This is a genomic window from Acidobacteriota bacterium (assembly GCA_040754075.1).
In the GTDB taxonomy this organism is placed as follows: domain Bacteria; phylum Acidobacteriota; class Blastocatellia; order UBA7656; family UBA7656; genus JBFMDH01.
In genome coordinates this window covers 21180-39951 of record JBFMDH010000048.1, presented here as the reverse complement: position 1 = coordinate 39951, position 18772 = coordinate 21180, and the positions used below count along the sequence as shown (strand labels likewise).

The following is an 18772-nucleotide window of genomic DNA, read 5'->3' as shown; positions in this document are numbered from 1 at the left end:
GGTTCGCTCAAGCGGGCGAATCGAGGTCATCGTAGTTTCTCCTCTCAAGGGTTTACCATTCTTGAAAAGGATAAAGCCGCGATGGCCTTTTATGCATTTTCAAAGATCAATTTTGTCCTGTACTAAGCTTTATGAATATTAAATGCCTTTTTAACCGCGCATTGGTCGAGTTTTGGTTTGCGCCGTCCATTGCTTACCCATTCATAAAAAAGCGTGAATTCAAAACTGAAATTATGCGTTATTTTTCACGACCTGACCAATTCAAGTCGAAATTTTTCGCATCACTGAGGATAAAACGCCATCAAACTTGAGAATAAGCTGATCAAAATGACTGGCTTCTAATTTGCTAACTAATGACTTGAATCGACCCAATGGTGTTGTTTGATTTATCAGCGCGAGGTGAGATTATGTTGAAACAACTCTGTGTTCTAACCTTTGCCATTTTAATTCTTATCAATTTACCCTTCACATCAGCCGCACCGCTTAAACTAAAAACCGATTCCAATTTGAATGCAAATTCCTGCATTGCCTGTCACTCAACGACCTTTTCGCCAACTGAATTGGGCAATAAATATCTGGAATGGCATTTTTCCGCCCATAAAGATAAAGGCGTCAGTTGCGACCAGTGTCACGGCGGCAACCCGAAGGCTATGGGAAAGGAAAAATCTCATGAAGGAATGCTTCCGGCGCAGGAATTAACCAGCAAAATCAATCAATGGAATCAACCTGAAACCTGTGGCAAATGCCACCGCTCAACGGTTAAGGCTTTTGTTGAGAGTAAACATTATCAGCGATTGAAATCCTCTGAAACCGGTCCCTCCTGCGCTACCTGTCACGGGCATATGGGGGCATCGGTAATCTACTCTCCGTCGGAAATCGCCAACCTGTGTGCCAGTTGCCATTCGACTATTAATGGAGTTTCGCCTACGCGACTTGATATTTCAAAGCGTGCCCGTTCGGTGATGGAATCTTTGCAACGAACCGATTACCTGGTCAGTTGGGCGAATTTATTACTGATGCGTGCCAAAGAGCGTAAACAATCGGTAAGTGCCGAGCAGGAGGAAATGAAAACCATTAATTCCGCAATGAAGGCGGCGCTTGATGAGTGGCATTCGTTTGATTTGAATAGTGTCGGAGACAGATATGATGTGATTTTCGATCAGGCGAGAATTTTGAAAGAGAGGCTGGCGAAAAAAAATTAAGCAGTTTTGCGAAACCCGAAATTATCTATTGAACTCACCGCTTGAAAATTCTCAACTTGGGCGTGCTATAATCTCACGCGGTTTGGGTTCCGCTTTCCTCTCCAGGTGAATGCGAACAGATTTGAATAAACTACCCCAAACAGAACACGGCTAGTGAGGATGTTGTCATGCATAAGTTTTTGCGTTTCGTTTCCCCGGTTCTATTAATTTTTTGCCTGATAGTTGGCAATTCGCAGGCAATGATAAAAAAATCGAGTGCGGCGAAAAACTCGAAACAGAAGAAATCAACTCAGAGCAAATCAAAAAAAGCTGCCAAAGGTTCTGCAAAAAAAGTCAGTAAAGCAAAGAGCCGGTCAACCCGGCGTCGAGGGGTGACGGTTGCGAAAAATCAGACGCGGTCAAAAACCAGCGGCGACGAAAATGATGGCAATCGAGTCGCGTCAAGCACCTCCGAAAAACCCCTGACACCCGAACAGACAAAAAATTACGATTCACCCGAAGAGCCGGATGAGAATCAGGCGAGTCAAGCCCCGGCAATCCGCCCGGTCATCTCTTCGATTCCCACTGAACGAGTCGCCGAAATCCAATCGGCGCTGATTAAAAATGGTTACTTGCAAGGTGAGGCGACCGGCGTTTATGACGAAACCACCAAAGCCGCAATGAAAAAATATCAGGTTGCCAATAACCTTCAAGCCACCGGCTTACCCTCAGCCCATGCATTAAAACGGTTAGGTGTCGGTAAACGCGGCTACAGCCTGAGCCAGGTGCCAGTGAAGACCAAATCAGACGCTCCTAAAGAACCGCCGCAGGAATAACACCGGCGAAGGGGAAATTTCGATTAACCGGTTAATCCACCAATCGCGGAGCTTTACTATTTGGCATTAACGATTGTCTGCGTGATTTTATTTGCCGATTGTTTGATATCCGGCGCAATAAAAATTATTTTTCAAAAGTCGTATCATAAACTTTACCTTCAGCCATTCTTCCAAATGAGTAAAGCGCAACTGCAAGTTTCCGAAACAGTTTCGTAATCAGTTTAGAAGTAACTGGGACTTATCGATTCAGATGGCGCGCAAATAGAGGCAATCTTTCATGTAATATGGAAAGGGACATTGATTTTAGTATTGATTTCAGACCTGGGAAAGAACCAAATTAGTGGGCATGGAGAAATTTAATTATGTTTTATAAACTTAATAAAATTATTCTGCTTTGGGGTTGTTTTATACTCATTCTAGGAAACCAATCTCTAGGAAAACCGCATATAGAATCAAGCATTAAACCTAAAGATAAATTAATTCCTTTGCAACTATGGTTACAAGATGAGATGGAACGAAAAAATGCAAAAAGCCAATTAATTAAACTCGGTAAGAAAGCTATTCCTTCCCTAATTAGCTTGCTTGAAGAATTATGTTGTAGTCACAAAAAAGCATATATTCTTGGCAGAGAGGACGAAGGACAAAGGGCATGGAAAGATTTAATAGAGGCAATGCATACGCACAACCAACGCCAAATAACAAAAGCCCAAACAAAACTTAGAAGAGTAGATATAACTCAAAGATTGGAAAATGATGTCATAGAAATCTTAGGGAAATTAAAAGCAACAGCAGCTATTCCCCAATTAATTATTTTGATGAATTCAGATATAGTCCTAACAAAGGTATATTGGAATCAGTCAATGCGAGCCTTAATTGATATTGGTACTTCATCAATTCCATATCTTATTGACACACTCGAAAAAGCAGAGGCACAACTAAAAATTTTAGAAAGCCGGAATTTATCGTTGGTTGAAAAAGATAACCAACAAAGCGAGATACATTCAGCTAACAGAGTGCAAAAAAGGGCGGCAATGGTACTAGCTGCAATAGGAGACGAACAGGTAACCCCTGTTTTAGAGCGTGTATCTCAAGAAATCAAATTTGTGAATTTAGATATAACACCTGAAATAATAGAATTAAAAAATAAACTACGCGCAAAAAAAATTCCGCCAATTAAGGGAGGGTAACGGATTTTGATGGTATGAAGCAGACATCTCCAGTCGAGATTAATTTAAACTGAGTTACGCGACTTCGTATCAATACAATCAAGCGGGGCAAGCCGCGAAATTGACCTACCCATCGGGCTATTATTATTTCATCAATCACGACAACAAAGGACGAGTCGTGTCACTGAGCCAGACGCAAGGGCAGAACAACGGCAGCGATTATTTGAACAATGTCAGTTACAGCATCGCCGGACAAGTGACCGGCTTGGGCTTAGGTAACGGGGTGACAGAAAGCTACAGCTATTCAGCAGACCGCTTGCAACTCGTCAGTCAGACGGCAACGAAGGGCGCGACCTCGTTGATGAACTTGACCTACAATTATTCGGCATCGGCGGGACAAAACGGCGTGGGGTCAACGGCAGGCAACAGCGGACAGTTGATGTCAATCAGCGGGTCAATTAATTCTACGACCGAGAGCGCGGCGTACACCTATGACAATCTCGGCAGACTTGTTACCTCGAATCAAACGACCAATTCAGTGAGCGCGCAACGACGATTCGTGTACGACCGTTGGGGCAATCGGACATCGGTTTATGATGCCACGAGCGGGGGTAATCAAATTCAAGCCATTTCGTTGACGCAATCGGGCGGCGTGCCCAACAACCGCATCACCTCAGTGACCAACAACGGCGGCAGTCCAGCGAATTATGCGTATGACGCGAATGGCAACGTGACGAACGACGGCGTCCATTCGTATGCGTATGACGCCGAGAATCGGGTCGTCAGTGTGGATTCGGGGACGACCGCGACTTACGCTTACGACCATCAAAATCGCCGAGTGAAAAAGACGGTGGGCTCAAGTGTGACGCATTGCGTCTGGCAAGGCGGACAAGTTCTTGCTGAACATAACGGCTCATCGGGGGCGTTGCTCATCAACTACACTTATGGGGTCGGTCGCCTGCTTAACAAGACCGAATCGGGAACGACGCGCTATTTCTTGAGTGATAAATTAAGCGCGCGAGTTGTTCTTGATACCAGCGGCAATGTGGTTGGGCGACAATCTCATCTGCCATTTGGTGAAGACCTCAACACCAGTGGCTCAACCGACAAACACAAGCTGACGAGCTATGAAAGGGATTCTGAGACGGGTAATGACTACGCGGTTAATCGGGGGTACGTTTCAAATATTGGCAGGTTCAACCAAGCCGACCCTTATCGGGCAAGTAGCGGGGCAGACAATCCTAAAAGCTGGAATCGGTATGCCTATGTGCAAAATAATCCCGTAGGGCTGATAGACCCTTCAGGTTTATTGATGGAAGAACCGGAGAGCAGGTTACGCTATTGGGATTGTTGGATTACGACGGGACTGACTCAGGATTATGTTGCTGGGGAATTTACTGGATACTGGAGTCCAGGGATTACCTCAATCGGCTGTAACCCACCCACCAACCTTGCGGATTCTCGTAGTAGTGGTGTTGAGGAAAAGAAAGAATATTGTCAAATAACGATTAAATTTAAGGTTGTTACTACAAGTTCTTCAAGTTCGGGAGCAATTGAGTATGGCAGAGTTTTTTACCATGCATATGTTTTGACTCAAACTGTTGACGAAAATGGTATGCCATTACAGACCCACCCGAATTTTTATCGTGGGGGCCATCAGGTAAAAATCCAATGGATTCCTATTTAGTTGCGCAAGGCGGGTTTTATACTGAAAATACAGTTGATTACCCAAAGCCTAATGAAACTCCACATAAGGCGTTTTCTTTGCCTTTGAAAGAGGGGGCATGCCAAAAATTTTTTGATGGTGCTTTTACCCGGGTAATGAATTGGCTTAATGGGAAAAAGGTAACTTATAATCCCCTACTTGGTCCAAACAGTAATTCTTTTGCTTACACACTTCTTCATTTTACTGGAATTTCATCAGAAATTTCTCCCAAGGATATTAGGGGTTTATTAGGCGATAATGGGGATTTACCAGGGTGGGGAATAGATCTATATACTTTGTATCGATAGGAATATTCTTCCCAAATTTGAGCGAACTATTAATTTTACTGTTGAAATAGGGGTAGTGGAACCCAAACGGTTTTTTGTTGAAAAGATCATTTTCAGAAAGAATCCTGATTTTTTCAACTACCCTTTTTGAAACGGCTAGGGCTTAATCTGATTAATTTTTTCAGCCGCTACATAACATGTACAAGTAGTTTTTTAGGAGGTTAAAATATCCATGAGAATTAAAACTTTCGTTTTACTAATATCTTTTTGTATCCTACCCTTTTCAGCATCAAAAATATTTTGTCAATCTGCTAAAGTGCGATTACTTGAGGATCAAAAAGCAATGAAAAGAGAAGTGCTAAAAAAAATTCCAGTTCAAAGTGATTTAAAAAATGCCTGGGATGTCATGAAAAATAGCGGTTTTACCTGTTCAGATCGGAAAAAAAGTTCGGTTTCTGAATATGATTCAAAGGGCAGACAAATTGTGCATCAAAATCAAGATTTTTTAATATGTAGTTTTACTAAAAAAGTTTCATTATATGTAAATCAGAATTGGAGTATAGCTATTGTTTATATTAACGAAAAGGTGACAAATATTTTTGTACATATATCTTTAACTGGACTTTAAACTTACCATTCAAACGGCGTATGCGGGATTAACCGTCACTGTCACCGATCAAGTCAATCGTCAAATCAAACGCGAGAGTGATTCGCTCGGTCGGCTCATCAAAGTGACGGAACAAGACGTGACGACCGGCACACTCAATCAGGAGACCAGCTATTCCTACAACCTGCTCGATAAACTCACCGGCGTCAATCAAGGCAATCAAACGCGGGCGTGGAAGTACGATGATTTGGGGAGACTCCTGTACGAACGCATCCCCGAACAAACGGCTTCGATTGACGACGGCACGGGGACGATGTGGACAGCGAAATATGTTTACAATCAATTCCATCAAGTCACCTCGAAGACCGATGCCCGTGGCGTGGTGACGAATTACAGCTATGACGGTTTGAATCGTTTAGGGCAGGTGAGCTACAACGTCGGCTCAACGGGTGTACCGGCGACCCCACAAGTCGCGTTCAATTACGACACCACCCAAGGCAATTTGATTAACGGCTTGCTGACGAGCGTAGTGGTTGACAGCGTATGAAAATGGCTTACAACGGAGACCGATTTTTTGTGTAAATTTGTTGTCCGGCAAAATGATTGACGCAAAAAATCAGCCTCCTACCATCCTTTATTACTTCCCGCCGCCGATTCGTAAACGCATACCGGCGCGGAAATTCAGTTTGTTTGCCGGATAGCCTAAAATCTCTTCATACTTTTGATTCAACAAATTCTCAATTCGTAAAAATGCTGTTAAGCGATTGTTGATTTTGTATGAACCGGCGAGATTCAATTTCACATACCCATCATTGAAAATCGGTAGCCCGGACGCCAGAAACCGCGCTCCCGAAATCGGGTCGAGGTCGCGGCGTTTGCCGACTATCGCGCCATCGAATGATAAATCGAAGCGGTTGCCAATCCAGTTGATTTCAAATGCGCCGGAATGTTTTGGGCGTCTGAGCAACGCTAATCCGACTTCGTTCATAGCGGTTGCTGATTTTTCCAGACGCGAACGTAAATAGGTATAACTTGCGGCTATTTGTAATTTCAGCGCCGGGCGCAAGGCACTAATGAGTTCCAATCCCCGAGCCGAGGCGCGGTCTTGATTGACGAAATTGGTTAAACGTCCATTCGGAAGCTGGATTGCGCCAAAGGTCAACGGATCAAACACGAAAACAATCTGGTCACGGAATCGATTGTCAAAATAGCTGGCTTCAAGGCTTGCCCGGCGATTAAAAAATTCCTGCACGATGCCCGCATCAAAACTGACAGCACGTTCAGGTTTCAAATCGGGGTTGCCGAGAAAAAATATACTGGGACTGAAGGCTTCCACCAATGATGGTTCTTTAATACCAGTCCCGAAACTGCCCTTCAATCGCGTTGCCCCCCATACGCCGTCTTGTTGACGCCGCATCAGAAACGATAGCGCCACTTTGGGATTGGCTTTCACGCCGAACCCGACATCTTCGACAGGCGCTGAATTCCCTAAACCTGACAATGCCTCTTGCAAATCCTTCGGGACATCGCCGCTATTTCTTTCCAGGCGCACCCCTGCGGTGATAAATAATCGCTCCAACAACGACAACTGGTCTTGAACATACAATCCGAGATTATTTCTGGTGGGCGATACGCGAGAGAAATCATCTGTAAATACTGCCGCTTCATGTTCGACATCCAAGCCGGCGGTTAAAACATTTGTCGAAGAGAGCGCGGCAATCGTCTGATATTGAAAGCCCAGGCGTTTTTGATGGTCACGAAAGCTGAACGCAAAATCATTTCCGAATGAACCGGGTGGAAACGGCGGCGTATCCGGTTGGAATAAATCCTGAGCTTTCGGGTCGAAGCTATGGGTTTCAAATTCCGAAAAAATAAATCTCGCCGTTTGATACCAACGAGAGGTGGTGCGATAGTCCAATGCTCCTGATAGCGCGATGTCGTGGTGTTTTTGTCGCTGGTCGGGGTCAGCAAATAGCCTGCCTACCGCATTGGGTACGCCGAGCGTCGTGTTGTTCACTCGCGATAAAATACGCAGGTCGGCTTGGGGATTTAATTTAAAGCCGAGATTAACTGATGCCGAGCGATTGATGAAATCCGCATTGCGAAATTGTCCGTCGGTATTCTGGTAAGCCAAACTCGAGGTGTAATCAAACCAACGGGTCAATCCCGAAACCAAAAAGTTTTCCCGGTGATAATTTAAATTTCCACCTTCGCCGGAAAGTTCTACTTCAGGGGTTGTAGTGGAACCGCGTCGAGTTATCAATTGAATCACCCCGGTCATGGCATCCGAACCGAAAAGCGCGCTACGGGGTCCGCGAACGACTTCAACCCGCTCTAAATTTTCCGGTGTTAAAAAAGCAAAATCATAAAGCCCACCGGCAGCGTTCACCGGCACCCCATCAATTAATACTTTGTTGTAATCGGATTCTCCGCCCCGAATGAAAATGCTGGTGATAGCGCCGCGCCCGCCGCTTTGGGCAACTGTCAAACCGGGAACGAGCCTCAAGGCTTCGGATATTTGCGAATTGTGCTTGCGCTCAAAATCATTGGCGTTAATGACCGCTGTCGAACCGGTCAGTTCATCGGCGGGAGTCGGTGTGCGAGTCGCTGTCACCACAATATTTTCATCCAATGCCGCAACTTTTAATTCGACCTGAATCGTTTTTTTCTCGCCTCCAACAATTTCAATCAGGGGTTTGTCAGGCTGAGAAAAGCCTTTTGCCTCGACATACAAATAATATTTCCCCTCGCTGACAACCATTGAAAAACGCCCGTCATTATTGGTTTTTGTCTGATAAGCGACAACCCCGGAAGCATCTCGTAATTTTACCGAGACCTCTGCCAGCGTTGCGCCGGATTGATCATTTACGACGCCTTCTAGTCGACCGGTCGGTTCGGAAGCCAAAGCTATCGGGTTAATGGAATGAATGAGCAATAAAAGCACGAAGAATAAGCGGTATTGAAATTTGCAGAAATGCGGTACACGTGGAGCGGTTATTTTTTCTTTCATAAACTTTCTCCTTTTCCTCGAAAGAGTTTGAGTTGGAGATTGCCGCGCAGGTTTCCTGACTTGATGCCAGTCCGTTAATCAATCGGTAATTCCCGGAAATAAATATTTCCCTACCACCTGCTGAATAACGAAAACCTACTCCAACACCTTCCCGCTCAACCTTGAGCAGTGGTTGATTGTGAAGATTCACAATCGGTTGGTTCGTTGCAAAATACAGTTGCGGGACAGTGACGGATTCACACCGCCTTCCCTGCAACGACAATCCGGGTTAATAAAGAACCAGTAACTTTCTTCACCGCTGATGATGAAGAACGGTAGAACGATTTTGTGCAGAAGCGATGGTGATTCTCGGCAAACCGCTCAACGGGTTTTTATCGATGAATAAATTTGCTCCGAATAAAACGGATAAATTTTCTTCGTTCATCACCTCGCAAGGGTTGCCAAACGCCAACACTTCACCGGCTTTCAGCAACAAAGCTTGAGTTGAAAATTCCGCTGCCAGGTTTAATTCATGAGTCACCACAATTGCGGCAATCCGGTCTTCAACGGTTAATCGCTTCACCAACTCAAAAAGTTTTACCTGATGGGCAATATCGAGATTGGCGACCGGTTCATCAAGAACCAGAATTCGCGGGCGAATAGCTAAAGCGCGGGCAAGCATCAGACGTTGACGTTCGCCTCCCGAAAGTTCGTTCATCAAACAGGCAGACAGATGTGTGGTTTCGGTTAAATCCATAGCGCGCTCGGCTTCACGAATATCCTCGTCGCTTTCAAAGCCGATGAGATTGCCATAAGCGAATCGACCCTGGAGAACGAATTCCGTTGCGGTTATCGGAAATTTTAAGGTGGTATCCTGGGGAACATAACCAATGAGTCTGGCGAGTTTTTTCCCGGACAATTTGGCAAGTTCCCTGCCGTCGATTTCGACTTTGCCGGTCTGCAATTTTTGCAAACCGACAATAATTTTTAACAGCGTACTTTTTCCCGCGCCATTTGCGCCGAGAATGGTAATCAAATCCCCATCAAAAGCTGATAAGGAAACCGCATTTAAAATCGGTTTTGAATATTTAAATGACAGATGCTCCACATTCAAAAGCGGTCGATGAGGGTTCGCTTCAGTTTGGCTAATGGCGTATGGGGGATGAAAATTTTGATACTTCATTGAAACTGCCTTTCATTTGCGTGGTGAATACCAACCGACAACTCGTTTTTAATTCGCCTTTCTTAATAAATAGACAAAAGCGGGCGCGCCAATCATTGCCGTGACCACGCCAATATGCAGTTCTCGTGGTGCAATAAGGGTGCGCGCCAGGGTATCGCCAAGCAATAAAAATATTGCTCCGGTTAATGCCGATGCAGGAATCACCAGACGATTATCGCTGCCCATTACCAGGCGGACGGCGTGCGGGATAATCAACCCCACAAATCCGATGACGCCGCTTACGGCAACAGCGGCTCCGGTTATCAAAGAAGAAGCGACGAAAACCGTAATTTGTACGCGCTTCACATCAACCCCCAGGGTGCGCGCTTCATCTTCGCCAACCATCAATAAATTCAAACTTCGGGCGTGCAGAAAAATCACTGAAATGCCGGTTAAAATAAATACACCAACCACCGGTAACAATTTCACATCAGTTCCCAGATAACCGATGAGCCACGAAAACACACTTTGCAGCCGCGCACCGGAAGCCACCGTCAGTAAAAATATTACCGCCGAAGAGAGAAAGCTGTTGACAATCACTCCGGCTAAAATCAAACGTTCGGTTGTCGCTCCACGATGCGCCTGCCCCAGATAATAGACCAGCCAGATGGTAAGGCTTGCGCCAATGAAGGCGGCAAACGGTCTGGCAATTAATAATCGTTCCGCAAAAACCGTCGCCGCGATTGCCCCTAAGGCTGCTCCGGTCGAAACGCCAAGAATATATGAATCAGCCAGCGGGTTTCTTAACAAAGCCTGATAGGCAGCCCCGGCAACCGATAACGCCGCGCCGACGATGATTGCCAGAATAATTCGCGGGAATCGGATTTCAGCAATGATGGTTTGATACTCTTCCGAAATCTCGGTTGTCCCCCCAGTCAATTTGGCAAAAAGAATTTTAAAGATGCTAAGAATGCCAATCGATTCACTTCCCACAGCCATCGCAAACCCTGCAACCAGTAGCAAAACACAAATCAAAACAATCAGCGTCATCACCAGTTTATGTTTGGTCAGCCGCAATTTTGAAATAGTTGCGCCGGTTGCCGGTTCAGTTGTTGATTGGGTTTCTTGCATCGGTTTCACTTTGAATTGATTTTTGCAGCCATATCTTCCAGACCATCGACAATACGTGGTCCGGGTCTCAGCAACAGATCATCATTGATATGAAAAACTTTACCATTTCGCGCCGCCGGAGTTTTCTGTAATCGCGCGGGTAATTTCTCGTCCCCCGCCTGTAAAAAAATCACCTCCGGCTGCCTGGCGATAACCGTTTCCAGACTGTATTGCGGGTAGTCAGCCGATTCATCCCTTGAAATCGAAATGCCCCCCGCCTGAGTAACCAGATCGTTGATGAAACTTTTCCCGCCAGCAGTAATCAGTGGTTCAGCGCCCAGCATGATGAAAACCTTTGGTGGTTTATCAGCTTGAATGCGTGAATGAACCAGCGCAATGCGGGCGCGAAGGGTTTCGGCTAATTCCTTGCCTTGCGCGCTCGCGCCTGAAATTTCACCTAATCGTTGAATTGAATTGATGGTTTCTTCCAGGGTGCGCGGGTTATTCACGTAAACCGGAATGCCTGCCTCTTCGAGCAATTTGACGAACACTTCAAGTTGGCTTGAGGTGGAGATAATCACCAGGTCGGGTTTGAGCGCGATAATTCTTTCGAGGTTCGGGCGCAGGGTATCGCCAACTTTCACTTTGCTTTTAGCTGCCTGGGGATAATCACAATAACTGGTTACCCCGACAACCTTTTCATCCACCCCAAGCGCAAAAAGGGTTTCAGTTACTGAAGGAGCCAATGACACGATTCTCTGCGGATTGGCAACAACATGAAGGGTTCGCCCTAACTCATCGGTGATGGTTATCTGATTGGTTGATTTTTCCGGCTTGGTAATACAGGCGGCACAAAACACCATTGCCATGAAGATTGCAAAAACCCGAAGTTTAGTTTGACCGGCTATTAAATTGAATATCTTGTATTGCAAACAAAAGGCTCCTGCCAACGCTTCGCGAAAGAAGGTCTGGCAGGAGCCTGAAATCAGTAAACTTGCCGGTGTGCCCTGCTCTCTCGTGCGAAGAGCGAAAAGGTAAGCATTCAGGCAGGTCTCCTGACTTAACCTTGGGGCAGTTCATTACTGAACGACCCATTCCAACCGCCTTCCCGAGATCTGCTCAGTGGCAATGGGTTAGAATTTTTCCGGTATTACAGTGGCGCGACCGCGCGGGATTTGCACCCGACTTCCCTATTCTCCCGGTTCTCAACGAACCAGGCACCTGAAAAACCATTGACTCAAACAACCAATTTGAAAAAGCACCCTAGCACGCCGGTTGATTCGCCGTCAAACCGCTTCAATTCCTGCTTGACATAAAAACCAATCCAAAATAAAGTACGGACGTTCGTTTTTCTTAGGAGCTCTCTTCATGCCAAAACTTGGCGCTGAAGTTATTGAAGAAAAAAAGCAGCGAATCGAGGATGCCGCCAAAGACCTGTTCATCAAACAGGGTTTTCATGCGACATCCATGCGTGACATCGCTGCTAAAGCCGGGGTTTCTCTTGGAAACCTTTATAATTATTTCAAGACCAAGGAATCGATTCTCGAATCCATCATCGCGAAGTACCTGGTGCTGATTGATGAGCGGTTGAAAAATATTTTTCAGGAAATCGAAGAGCCATTGTTACCGGAAAATCTCCTGTTATTTGGTAAACGGATAAAAAGCGTGGTTGATGTTCATCATGATTTCTGGTTGTTGATGTATATAGATGTGCTGGAATTTCAAAATCAACATTTCAGAAAAATGTTCGATGGGTTGGCAAAAAACCTGCAACGACAATTCAATCGCCACTTCTCTGCGCTCAAAAAGCATCGCGCCTTACACAAAGGCATCGACCCGGCGGTGGGATTTACGGCAATCTATATGCAATTTTTCAACTATTTTCTGGTTGAAAAACTATTCGGTGGCAATCGCCATTTCGGGATGAGCGATGAAAAAGTGATTTCCACACTGACGGAAATCTTTTCACGCGGGATGCTCGAACCCGATGGCATTTCACGTTTGCGCGCAAAACCGGCGCGTGCGAAACCCAGACCCGCGCGCAAGCTCTCTAAACTGTCAAACTAAGCGAAACCCATAAGCCGACGTTTGATATTCGCATAAAATCAATTTGAACGAACGTTCGTTTTTATTATTTGCATAAAAGACGGACGTCCGTTTTTATAAAAACCAAACCATTCCCCAAGGAGAGGACTCTATGAAACCGATTAGACACCTGGCGGCTTTTTTGATGCTTTGTTTAACCATTTTACCAACCGTTTCGCTGGCACAAACCCCGACCACCGGGCGCATTGCCGGAACCGTAAAAGACCAGACCGGTGCCGTCCTATCCGGCGCAGAGATTATGGTCACCAATCAAGCGACCGGCATTGAACGAAAAATCACCACCGACGATGCCGGAACCTATTCCCTGCCGCTCTTGCCTCCCGGTGAATATCGCGTCACCTTTCAGGCAAACGGTTTTAAAAAATCAATTTTCGATAACATCAAAGTGGTGATTACCGAAACCACTTCGCTGAATGCGGTTTTACAAGTCGGCGCGATTTCCGAAGAAACCGTCAACATAAACGCCGCAGCGCCGCTCGTGCAGCAGGAAGGCGCGCAACTCGGTCGGGTCATCGATTCGCGCACGGTTTCGGAATTGCCGCTCGCCACGCGCAATTTCACACAGATTCTCGGACTCTCACCGGGTGCCGCCACCTACTTGCCGGATAACACCTCGGTCGGGCGCAATTCGCAGAATATTTCCGTTAATGGCGCGCGCGTCACCAATAATAATTTTCAAATCAATGGCGTTGATGCCAATTCGATGGGAACCAACTCTGCGCCGTCACTGGCTGTACCCGCACCCGAAACCATTCAGGAATTCAAAGTGCAAACCTCGCTTTATGACGCAACCTTCGGTCGTTCGGGCGGCGGCAATATTCAGGCGGTCACGAAAAGCGGGTCGAATGATTTTCACGGAACCGTGTATGAGTATTTCCGCAACCAGGCGTTAAATGCCAATAATCCGTTTTTACAAGCCGCCGGGGTTGACCGCCCCGAACTCAGCCGTAACGTCTTCGGTGGAACGCTTGGTGGAAAAATCGTTAAGGATAAAACTTTCTTCTTCGCATCTTACCAAGGGACCCGCGAAAAAAACGGCGCGTCCATCATCAACAGTCTATCCTCCAACATTCTCGTCGCGCCGGGGCTCACAGATGACCGGTCGGAACGCACCTTGTTAAATACCTTCAAACCGACATTGCCGACCGGTCAACTTGCCACATCAATCAATCCGACGGCGCTCGCCTTGCTCAATGTAAAACTAGGGAGCGGGCAATATCTTATTCCCACACCGCAAGCCAATGGTCGTTATTCGGGTTCGACGCCTTCCGAATTCGATGAAAATCAATTCAATGCCAATCTTGATCATCGGTTGAGTGAAAAGAATTCACTGGCGATCAAATTTTTCTTCTCAAATGCGCCGCAGACGCTCGTCTTACCGAGCTTTTTAGGCGGTGGACCAAATGTCCCAGGGTTTGGCAATCTGCAAAAAAATAATAACCGGTTGATTGTCGTGCAAGATGTTCATGCCTTCAGCCCCACATTCATCAATGAAGCGCGATTCGGATACAACTTCATCCGCGTCGATGCCTTTCCCGAAGAGCCTGTGAATGATTCGGATGTCGGGATTCGCAGGGCTAACGCAGATGCCTTTCCGGGTTTACCGTTGATTCGTATCGCTCCGGCTGCCGGCGGTGTAGTCATCGGAACTTCGCCGACCATCGATGTCAAAGCCACTGCGCCTTCGACAACCTTTGCCGATACCCTTACCCTGATTCGCGGCAAACATAACCTCCGCACCGGCGCGGAAATTCGCTACAACGAAAACAATTATGTGCTCAATTTCTTCACTCGCGGACAAATTGATTTTCTCAATTTCAACAATTTCCTGACCGGCAATACTTTCGTCACAATTTTTGGCAGCGGTGTCGGAAACCGCAGCCTGCGTTCAACCGATTACAATTTCTTCGTTCAGGATGATTGGAAATTATCACCGAATCTAACGCTGAATCTCGGCGCGCGCTATGAACTCGACTTACCGCCTTATGATACACGCGGACGCATTGCCACCTTTGACCCGACGCTCTATCAACCGCGTCCGCTGGCAATTGGCGGGGTGCCGCTTGGTCCGCCGATTGGCGGCTTTGTGCAAGCCGGAAATGTCATCAGTCAATATGATGTTGCCGATATTCCCAATGTAGATAAGCGGGTGCTTCATAGCATCGACCCGAATAACTTCGCGCCGCGCATCGGCTTTGCCTATTCGCCGCTCGATTCAAACCGCCTGATTTTACGCGGTGGATACGGTGTGTTTTATTCGCGTACCTCATTTCAATACATCACCCTGAATGTGATTGCGCCACCAACTTATGTCTTCGGGGCAAGAATCGGAGCGCCGGTTGCTGACCCATTCTTTGCCGCGCCAACTCAGAATCAATTTCCGACTCTGGTTCCCGGTGTGGCACTTTCAGGGACGCTGTTTGACCGGGGTATTCGCACTCCTTACCTGCAACAATTCAATTTCAACACTCAATACGAGGTCGTGAAAAATTTGCTGCTGGAAGTCGCTTATGTTGGAACGCGCGGCAGTAATCTGTTCCGGCAAATTGCCATCAATCAAGCATCGCTGGCATCCGTGCAAAACCCCATCACCAATGCAGTCACGGGCGCAGTCATCACCACCAACACGCCGGCAAATGCTGCTTTACGAGCGCCGTTTCAAGGAACCTCTATCAATGGCTTTTTTCAGAATCAATCAACCGCGCAATCGAATTACCATGCGTTACAGTCCAGCCTGACCAAGCGGTTTTCAAATGGATTGCAATTCCTGGCGGCTTACACCTATGCCAAATCAATTGATAATGCCTCCGGGCAAGGTGGCGGTTCAGGGGTCGGTGGGGTAGTAAACCCCGGCGCAGTAGGCGAAACCAGCCCGATACTGGGAAACCAGCGCAACAACCGCGCCAATCGCGGCGTCTCGGATTTTGACCGCACACACCGCCTGGTGGTGAGTTTTATTTATGATTTGCCGATTCCGGGATTTGCTGAAAACAGTGCTGCCGGACGAATGCTTCTGGGTGGCTGGCAAGTCGCAGGCATCGTCACTTCAATGTCGGGTTTACCGATTGACATCACCGATACCGGAGCCGGTTCTTTCTACGGAATTGCAGGAGGCAGCGCGGCACTTGCCAGACCGAACTGGGCGAACATCGGCGACCATAAGAGCGCGCTTTTTTCCGCTCCTGCGGGTTACTATTTCAATCCGTTTGCTTTCGCGCGCCCGGTGGTTCAAGCCGGTCAAGTGATTCCCAGTTCCGGTGGAGCAGCCGTCGCCGGAGCCGTTGGCACGGATTTTGGAAATGTCGGGCGAAACGCTTTACGCGGGTTCAGTCAAAACAATGTGGATTTTTCAATCATTAAAAAAATCCGCGTCACCGAATCCAAAAACATCGAACTCCGCGCAGAATTCTTTAATCTGTTCAATCAGGTGAATTTTGCTAACCCGATAAGCGACCTCAATGCAGTCGTGGCATCGGGTGGCAGCCTGGACGCGAATGGCAATATCATTAATCCGGGTTCATTCGGTCGGATTATTTCAACCAGTAACAACCCGCGAATCATTCAACTGGTGTTCAAGTTTAACTATTAATCATTAAACAAAAGGTGAATGAGCATGATTTAATTGTCACGGTTCATTCACCTTTTTGAGGTCATAAAATGATTGATCAATTTGCCGATGTAAACGGAATCGAATTGCACTATGTTGAATACCCGAACCAGGGAAAAAAACTTTTATTGTTTCCGGGTCTTACGGCAAACGCCCATTGTTTCGACGGATTATTGCAAGCCGGGTTGAATGAGCATCTGCATATTCTGGCGCTTGATTTACGCGGTCGCGGGTTATCGGAAAAACCTGCGAGCGGCTATTCAATGGCTGACCATGCGCAGGACATCATTCAGTTGCTTGATGCGCTCAACCTTGAAAGGGTTCATATCGGCGGGCATTCGTTTGGTGGATTGCTGACCATGTACCTTGCGGCGCACTATCCTGAACGATTTGAAAAACTCGTCATCATGGATTCTGCTGCAAGGCTGGTGAATGCCAAAGTCATTGAATTGATTCAACCGTCGCTTGCACGTCTTGGGCAAAGATACACTTCATGGGATGAATACCTTGCGATAATAAAAAAAGCGCCCTTTTATGAAGGCTGGTGGGACACGACCATCGAAAGTTATTTTCGCGCTGATATTGAAACCCACCCGGATGGCTCGGTCAATGCCCGGTCGCGTCCTGAAAATATTTTGGAAGCCTTACACAAAGCCCATGCAGAAAACTGGTTTGCTCATTTATCGAAAATCGCACATCCGACGCTTTTATTGCGAGGCATCACAGGATTTGGGTTAAATGATACCCCGCCGATTGTGACGGTCGCGGACGCCGAAGAAACCGCGACCAATCTCCGCGATTGCCAATATGCGGAAATTCCCGGCAATCACATGACCATGCTGTTTGGCGAGGGCGCACAAAAGATGGCAATGGCTATCACCAGCTTTTTAAAATAATTTTGCTGCTTGTCGAATATTTGTTGAACGGTAGCATCTGATTTCTAATTATCAAAAACCTGATATTGCGCACATCCCTGCATTATCAAGTCAGGCAGATCATGTCACGAAATGTAAAACTTATCAGTACCTCAGCATATGTACCGGAAAAAATTTTAACCAATCAGGAGTTGAGCGAAATTCTTGGTGAAGACATCAACGAGTTTGTTTCAAAAGTTGTCGGTATCGAAAAGCGTCATGTCTGTTCAGACACCGAGAGCGCCGCAGATTTGGCTACAGCAGCCGCTTTCAAGGCATTGAAGGATGCCCAACTCGATGCCTCAGAGATTGATTTAATCATTCTCGCAACCGATACGCCGGAATATATTTCACCGGCGACCTCTGTGGTCGTCCAACATCGCCTTGGCGCAACCCATGCCGGTACGTTTGATTTGAACGCCGCTTGTGCAGGGTTCGTCACGGCGCTTGATGTGGCGACGAAATATCTGATTGCCGACCGGGCTTATGAAAATGTGCTGGTCATTGGCGTCTATGCCATGACCAAATATCTTGACTGGACGGATAAAAAGACCTGTACGCTGTTTGCCGATGGCGCAGGGGCGATTGTGTTACAAGCCACCGAAGAAAGTACCGGCTATGTCACCTCGAAACTGGTTGCGGATGGTAGTTTCGCTGAATTCATGGGCATTTATGCAGGCGGAACCCGACAACCAATAAACGATACGGTTTTAGCTCAGGGAAAATTTAATAAACTGCGTTTTCTGCAAAAGTATCCGCCGGAAGTCAATATCAATGGCTGGCAAAAAATTATCAAAGAGACCCTCGAAAAAGCTACGCTTACGCTTGATGATGTGAACTTGTTTTTATTCACTCAGGTCAACCTGAGTACGATAAAAATCGTGCTGGAACAATTAAATGTTCCTTTCTCGCGAACCCACACGATTATGCAAAAGTGGGGATACACCGGTTCCGCCTGTATGCCGATGGTTCTGGATGATGCCATCCGCAACGGCAAATTAAAACGTGGCGATATTTTTTTGATGTGCGCATCGGGCGGCGGATTAAATATGGCTTGCTCGGTTTTCCGTTATTAATCGCCTGAAATTTTATTACCGACCGA

Annotated in this window: 15 protein-coding genes and 2 riboswitches; of the genes, 11 read left to right on the top strand and 4 right to left on the bottom strand. The window is 46.6% G+C overall.

Annotated features, from left to right (window positions below):
* Positions 1 to 407 precede the first annotated feature (407 nt).
* The 7 genes from AB1757_29845 (at position 408) to AB1757_29815 (ending at position 6329) form a co-directional block, all read left to right on the top strand.
* Complete coding sequence (locus AB1757_29845) at positions 408 to 1202, top strand: cytochrome c3 family protein (GenBank protein ID MEW6131270.1); 795 nt, start codon at positions 408 to 410, stop codon at positions 1200 to 1202.
* Between the two features lie 239 nt (positions 1203 to 1441).
* The gene (locus tag AB1757_29840) at positions 1442 to 2017 is read left to right on the top strand and encodes a peptidoglycan-binding domain-containing protein (GenBank protein ID MEW6131269.1); all 576 of its coding nucleotides are present in this window, start codon (positions 1442 to 1444) and stop codon (positions 2015 to 2017) included.
* Between the two features lie 362 nt (positions 2018 to 2379).
* Positions 2380 to 3204 (top strand): hypothetical protein, encoded by an 825-nt coding sequence (locus AB1757_29835; protein MEW6131268.1) that lies wholly within the window; start codon positions 2380 to 2382, stop codon positions 3202 to 3204.
* Positions 3205 to 3304: 100 nt separating this feature from the next.
* The gene (locus AB1757_29830) at positions 3305 to 4870 is read left to right on the top strand and encodes an RHS repeat-associated core domain-containing protein (protein ID MEW6131267.1); all 1566 of its coding nucleotides are present in this window, start codon (positions 3305 to 3307) and stop codon (positions 4868 to 4870) included.
* Positions 4855 to 5196, top strand: a complete 342-nt coding sequence (locus tag AB1757_29825; protein ID MEW6131266.1) for a hypothetical protein — start codon at positions 4855 to 4857, stop codon at positions 5194 to 5196. The genes AB1757_29830 and AB1757_29825 overlap by 16 nt, the downstream gene beginning before the upstream one ends.
* A gap of 211 nt (positions 5197 to 5407) precedes the next feature.
* Complete coding sequence (locus AB1757_29820) at positions 5408 to 5803, top strand: hypothetical protein (GenBank protein ID MEW6131265.1); 396 nt, start codon at positions 5408 to 5410, stop codon at positions 5801 to 5803.
* A gap of 103 nt (positions 5804 to 5906) precedes the next feature.
* Positions 5907 to 6329 (top strand): RHS repeat domain-containing protein, encoded by a 423-nt coding sequence (locus AB1757_29815; GenBank protein ID MEW6131264.1) that lies wholly within the window; start codon positions 5907 to 5909, stop codon positions 6327 to 6329.
* Positions 6330 to 6419: 90 nt separating this feature from the next.
* Here AB1757_29815 and AB1757_29810 read toward each other — a convergent pair whose 3' ends face one another.
* From AB1757_29810 to AB1757_29795, 4 genes are all read right to left on the bottom strand, one after another.
* The gene (locus AB1757_29810) at positions 6420 to 8792 is read right to left on the bottom strand and encodes a TonB-dependent receptor (protein ID MEW6131263.1); all 2373 of its coding nucleotides are present in this window, start codon (positions 8790 to 8792) and stop codon (positions 6420 to 6422) included.
* Positions 8793 to 8819: 27 nt separating this feature from the next.
* Positions 8820 to 9084: riboswitch (cobalamin riboswitch) on the bottom strand.
* Positions 9085 to 9954: an ABC transporter ATP-binding protein gene (locus AB1757_29805; GenBank protein ID MEW6131262.1), complete on the bottom strand. Its 870-nt coding sequence runs from the start codon at positions 9952 to 9954 to the stop codon at positions 9085 to 9087.
* A gap of 48 nt (positions 9955 to 10002) precedes the next feature.
* Positions 10003 to 11064: an iron ABC transporter permease gene (locus tag AB1757_29800; GenBank protein MEW6131261.1), complete on the bottom strand. Its 1062-nt coding sequence runs from the start codon at positions 11062 to 11064 to the stop codon at positions 10003 to 10005.
* A 5-nt stretch (positions 11065 to 11069) separates the two neighbouring features.
* Entirely contained in the window at positions 11070 to 11975 is a 906-nt protein-coding gene (locus AB1757_29795) for a cobalamin-binding protein (GenBank protein ID MEW6131260.1), read from the bottom strand.
* A 95-nt stretch (positions 11976 to 12070) separates the two neighbouring features.
* Positions 12071 to 12283, bottom strand: a riboswitch (cobalamin riboswitch).
* 128 nt (positions 12284 to 12411) lie between these two features.
* On the opposite strand from AB1757_29795, the gene AB1757_29790 reads away from it, so the two are divergent.
* The 4 genes from AB1757_29790 (at position 12412) to AB1757_29775 (ending at position 18746) form a co-directional block, all read left to right on the top strand.
* Positions 12412 to 13110 carry a TetR/AcrR family transcriptional regulator gene (locus AB1757_29790; protein MEW6131259.1) on the top strand — a complete coding sequence of 233 codons (699 nt, stop codon included), beginning with the start codon at positions 12412 to 12414 and terminating at the stop codon, positions 13108 to 13110.
* A gap of 130 nt (positions 13111 to 13240) precedes the next feature.
* Complete coding sequence (locus AB1757_29785) at positions 13241 to 16738, top strand: TonB-dependent receptor (protein MEW6131258.1); 3498 nt, start codon at positions 13241 to 13243, stop codon at positions 16736 to 16738.
* Positions 16739 to 16806: 68 nt separating this feature from the next.
* Positions 16807 to 17652: an alpha/beta hydrolase gene (locus tag AB1757_29780; protein ID MEW6131257.1), complete on the top strand. Its 846-nt coding sequence runs from the start codon at positions 16807 to 16809 to the stop codon at positions 17650 to 17652.
* A gap of 101 nt (positions 17653 to 17753) precedes the next feature.
* A complete protein-coding gene (locus tag AB1757_29775; protein MEW6131256.1) occupies positions 17754 to 18746 on the top strand; it encodes a ketoacyl-ACP synthase III in 993 nt (330 codons plus the stop codon).
* Positions 18747 to 18772: the final 26 nt, after the last annotated feature.

What these genes read in the sequence shown, in the direction of transcription:
- AB1757_29845 (MEW6131270.1), top strand. Translation starts at nt 408, where the DNA reads ATGTTGAAACAACTCTGTGTTCTAACCTTTGCCATTTTAATTCTTATC.
- AB1757_29840 (MEW6131269.1), top strand. Translation starts at nt 1,442, where the DNA reads ATGATAAAAAAATCGAGTGCGGCGAAAAACTCGAAACAGAAGAAATCA.
- AB1757_29835 (MEW6131268.1), top strand. Translation starts at nt 2,380, where the DNA reads ATGTTTTATAAACTTAATAAAATTATTCTGCTTTGGGGTTGTTTTATA.
- AB1757_29825 (MEW6131266.1), top strand. Translation starts at nt 4,855, where the DNA reads ATGGATTCCTATTTAGTTGCGCAAGGCGGGTTTTATACTGAAAATACA.
- AB1757_29820 (MEW6131265.1), top strand. Translation starts at nt 5,408, where the DNA reads ATGAGAATTAAAACTTTCGTTTTACTAATATCTTTTTGTATCCTACCC.
- AB1757_29810 (MEW6131263.1), bottom strand. Translation starts at nt 8,792, where the DNA reads ATGAAAGAAAAAATAACCGCTCCACGTGTACCGCATTTCTGCAAATTT.
- AB1757_29805 (MEW6131262.1), bottom strand. Translation starts at nt 9,954, where the DNA reads ATGAAGTATCAAAATTTTCATCCCCCATACGCCATTAGCCAAACTGAA.
- AB1757_29800 (MEW6131261.1), bottom strand. Translation starts at nt 11,064, where the DNA reads ATGCAAGAAACCCAATCAACAACTGAACCGGCAACCGGCGCAACTATT.
- AB1757_29790 (MEW6131259.1), top strand. Translation starts at nt 12,412, where the DNA reads ATGCCAAAACTTGGCGCTGAAGTTATTGAAGAAAAAAAGCAGCGAATC.
- AB1757_29785 (MEW6131258.1), top strand. Translation starts at nt 13,241, where the DNA reads ATGAAACCGATTAGACACCTGGCGGCTTTTTTGATGCTTTGTTTAACC.
- AB1757_29780 (MEW6131257.1), top strand. Translation starts at nt 16,807, where the DNA reads ATGATTGATCAATTTGCCGATGTAAACGGAATCGAATTGCACTATGTT.
- AB1757_29775 (MEW6131256.1), top strand. Translation starts at nt 17,754, where the DNA reads ATGTCACGAAATGTAAAACTTATCAGTACCTCAGCATATGTACCGGAA.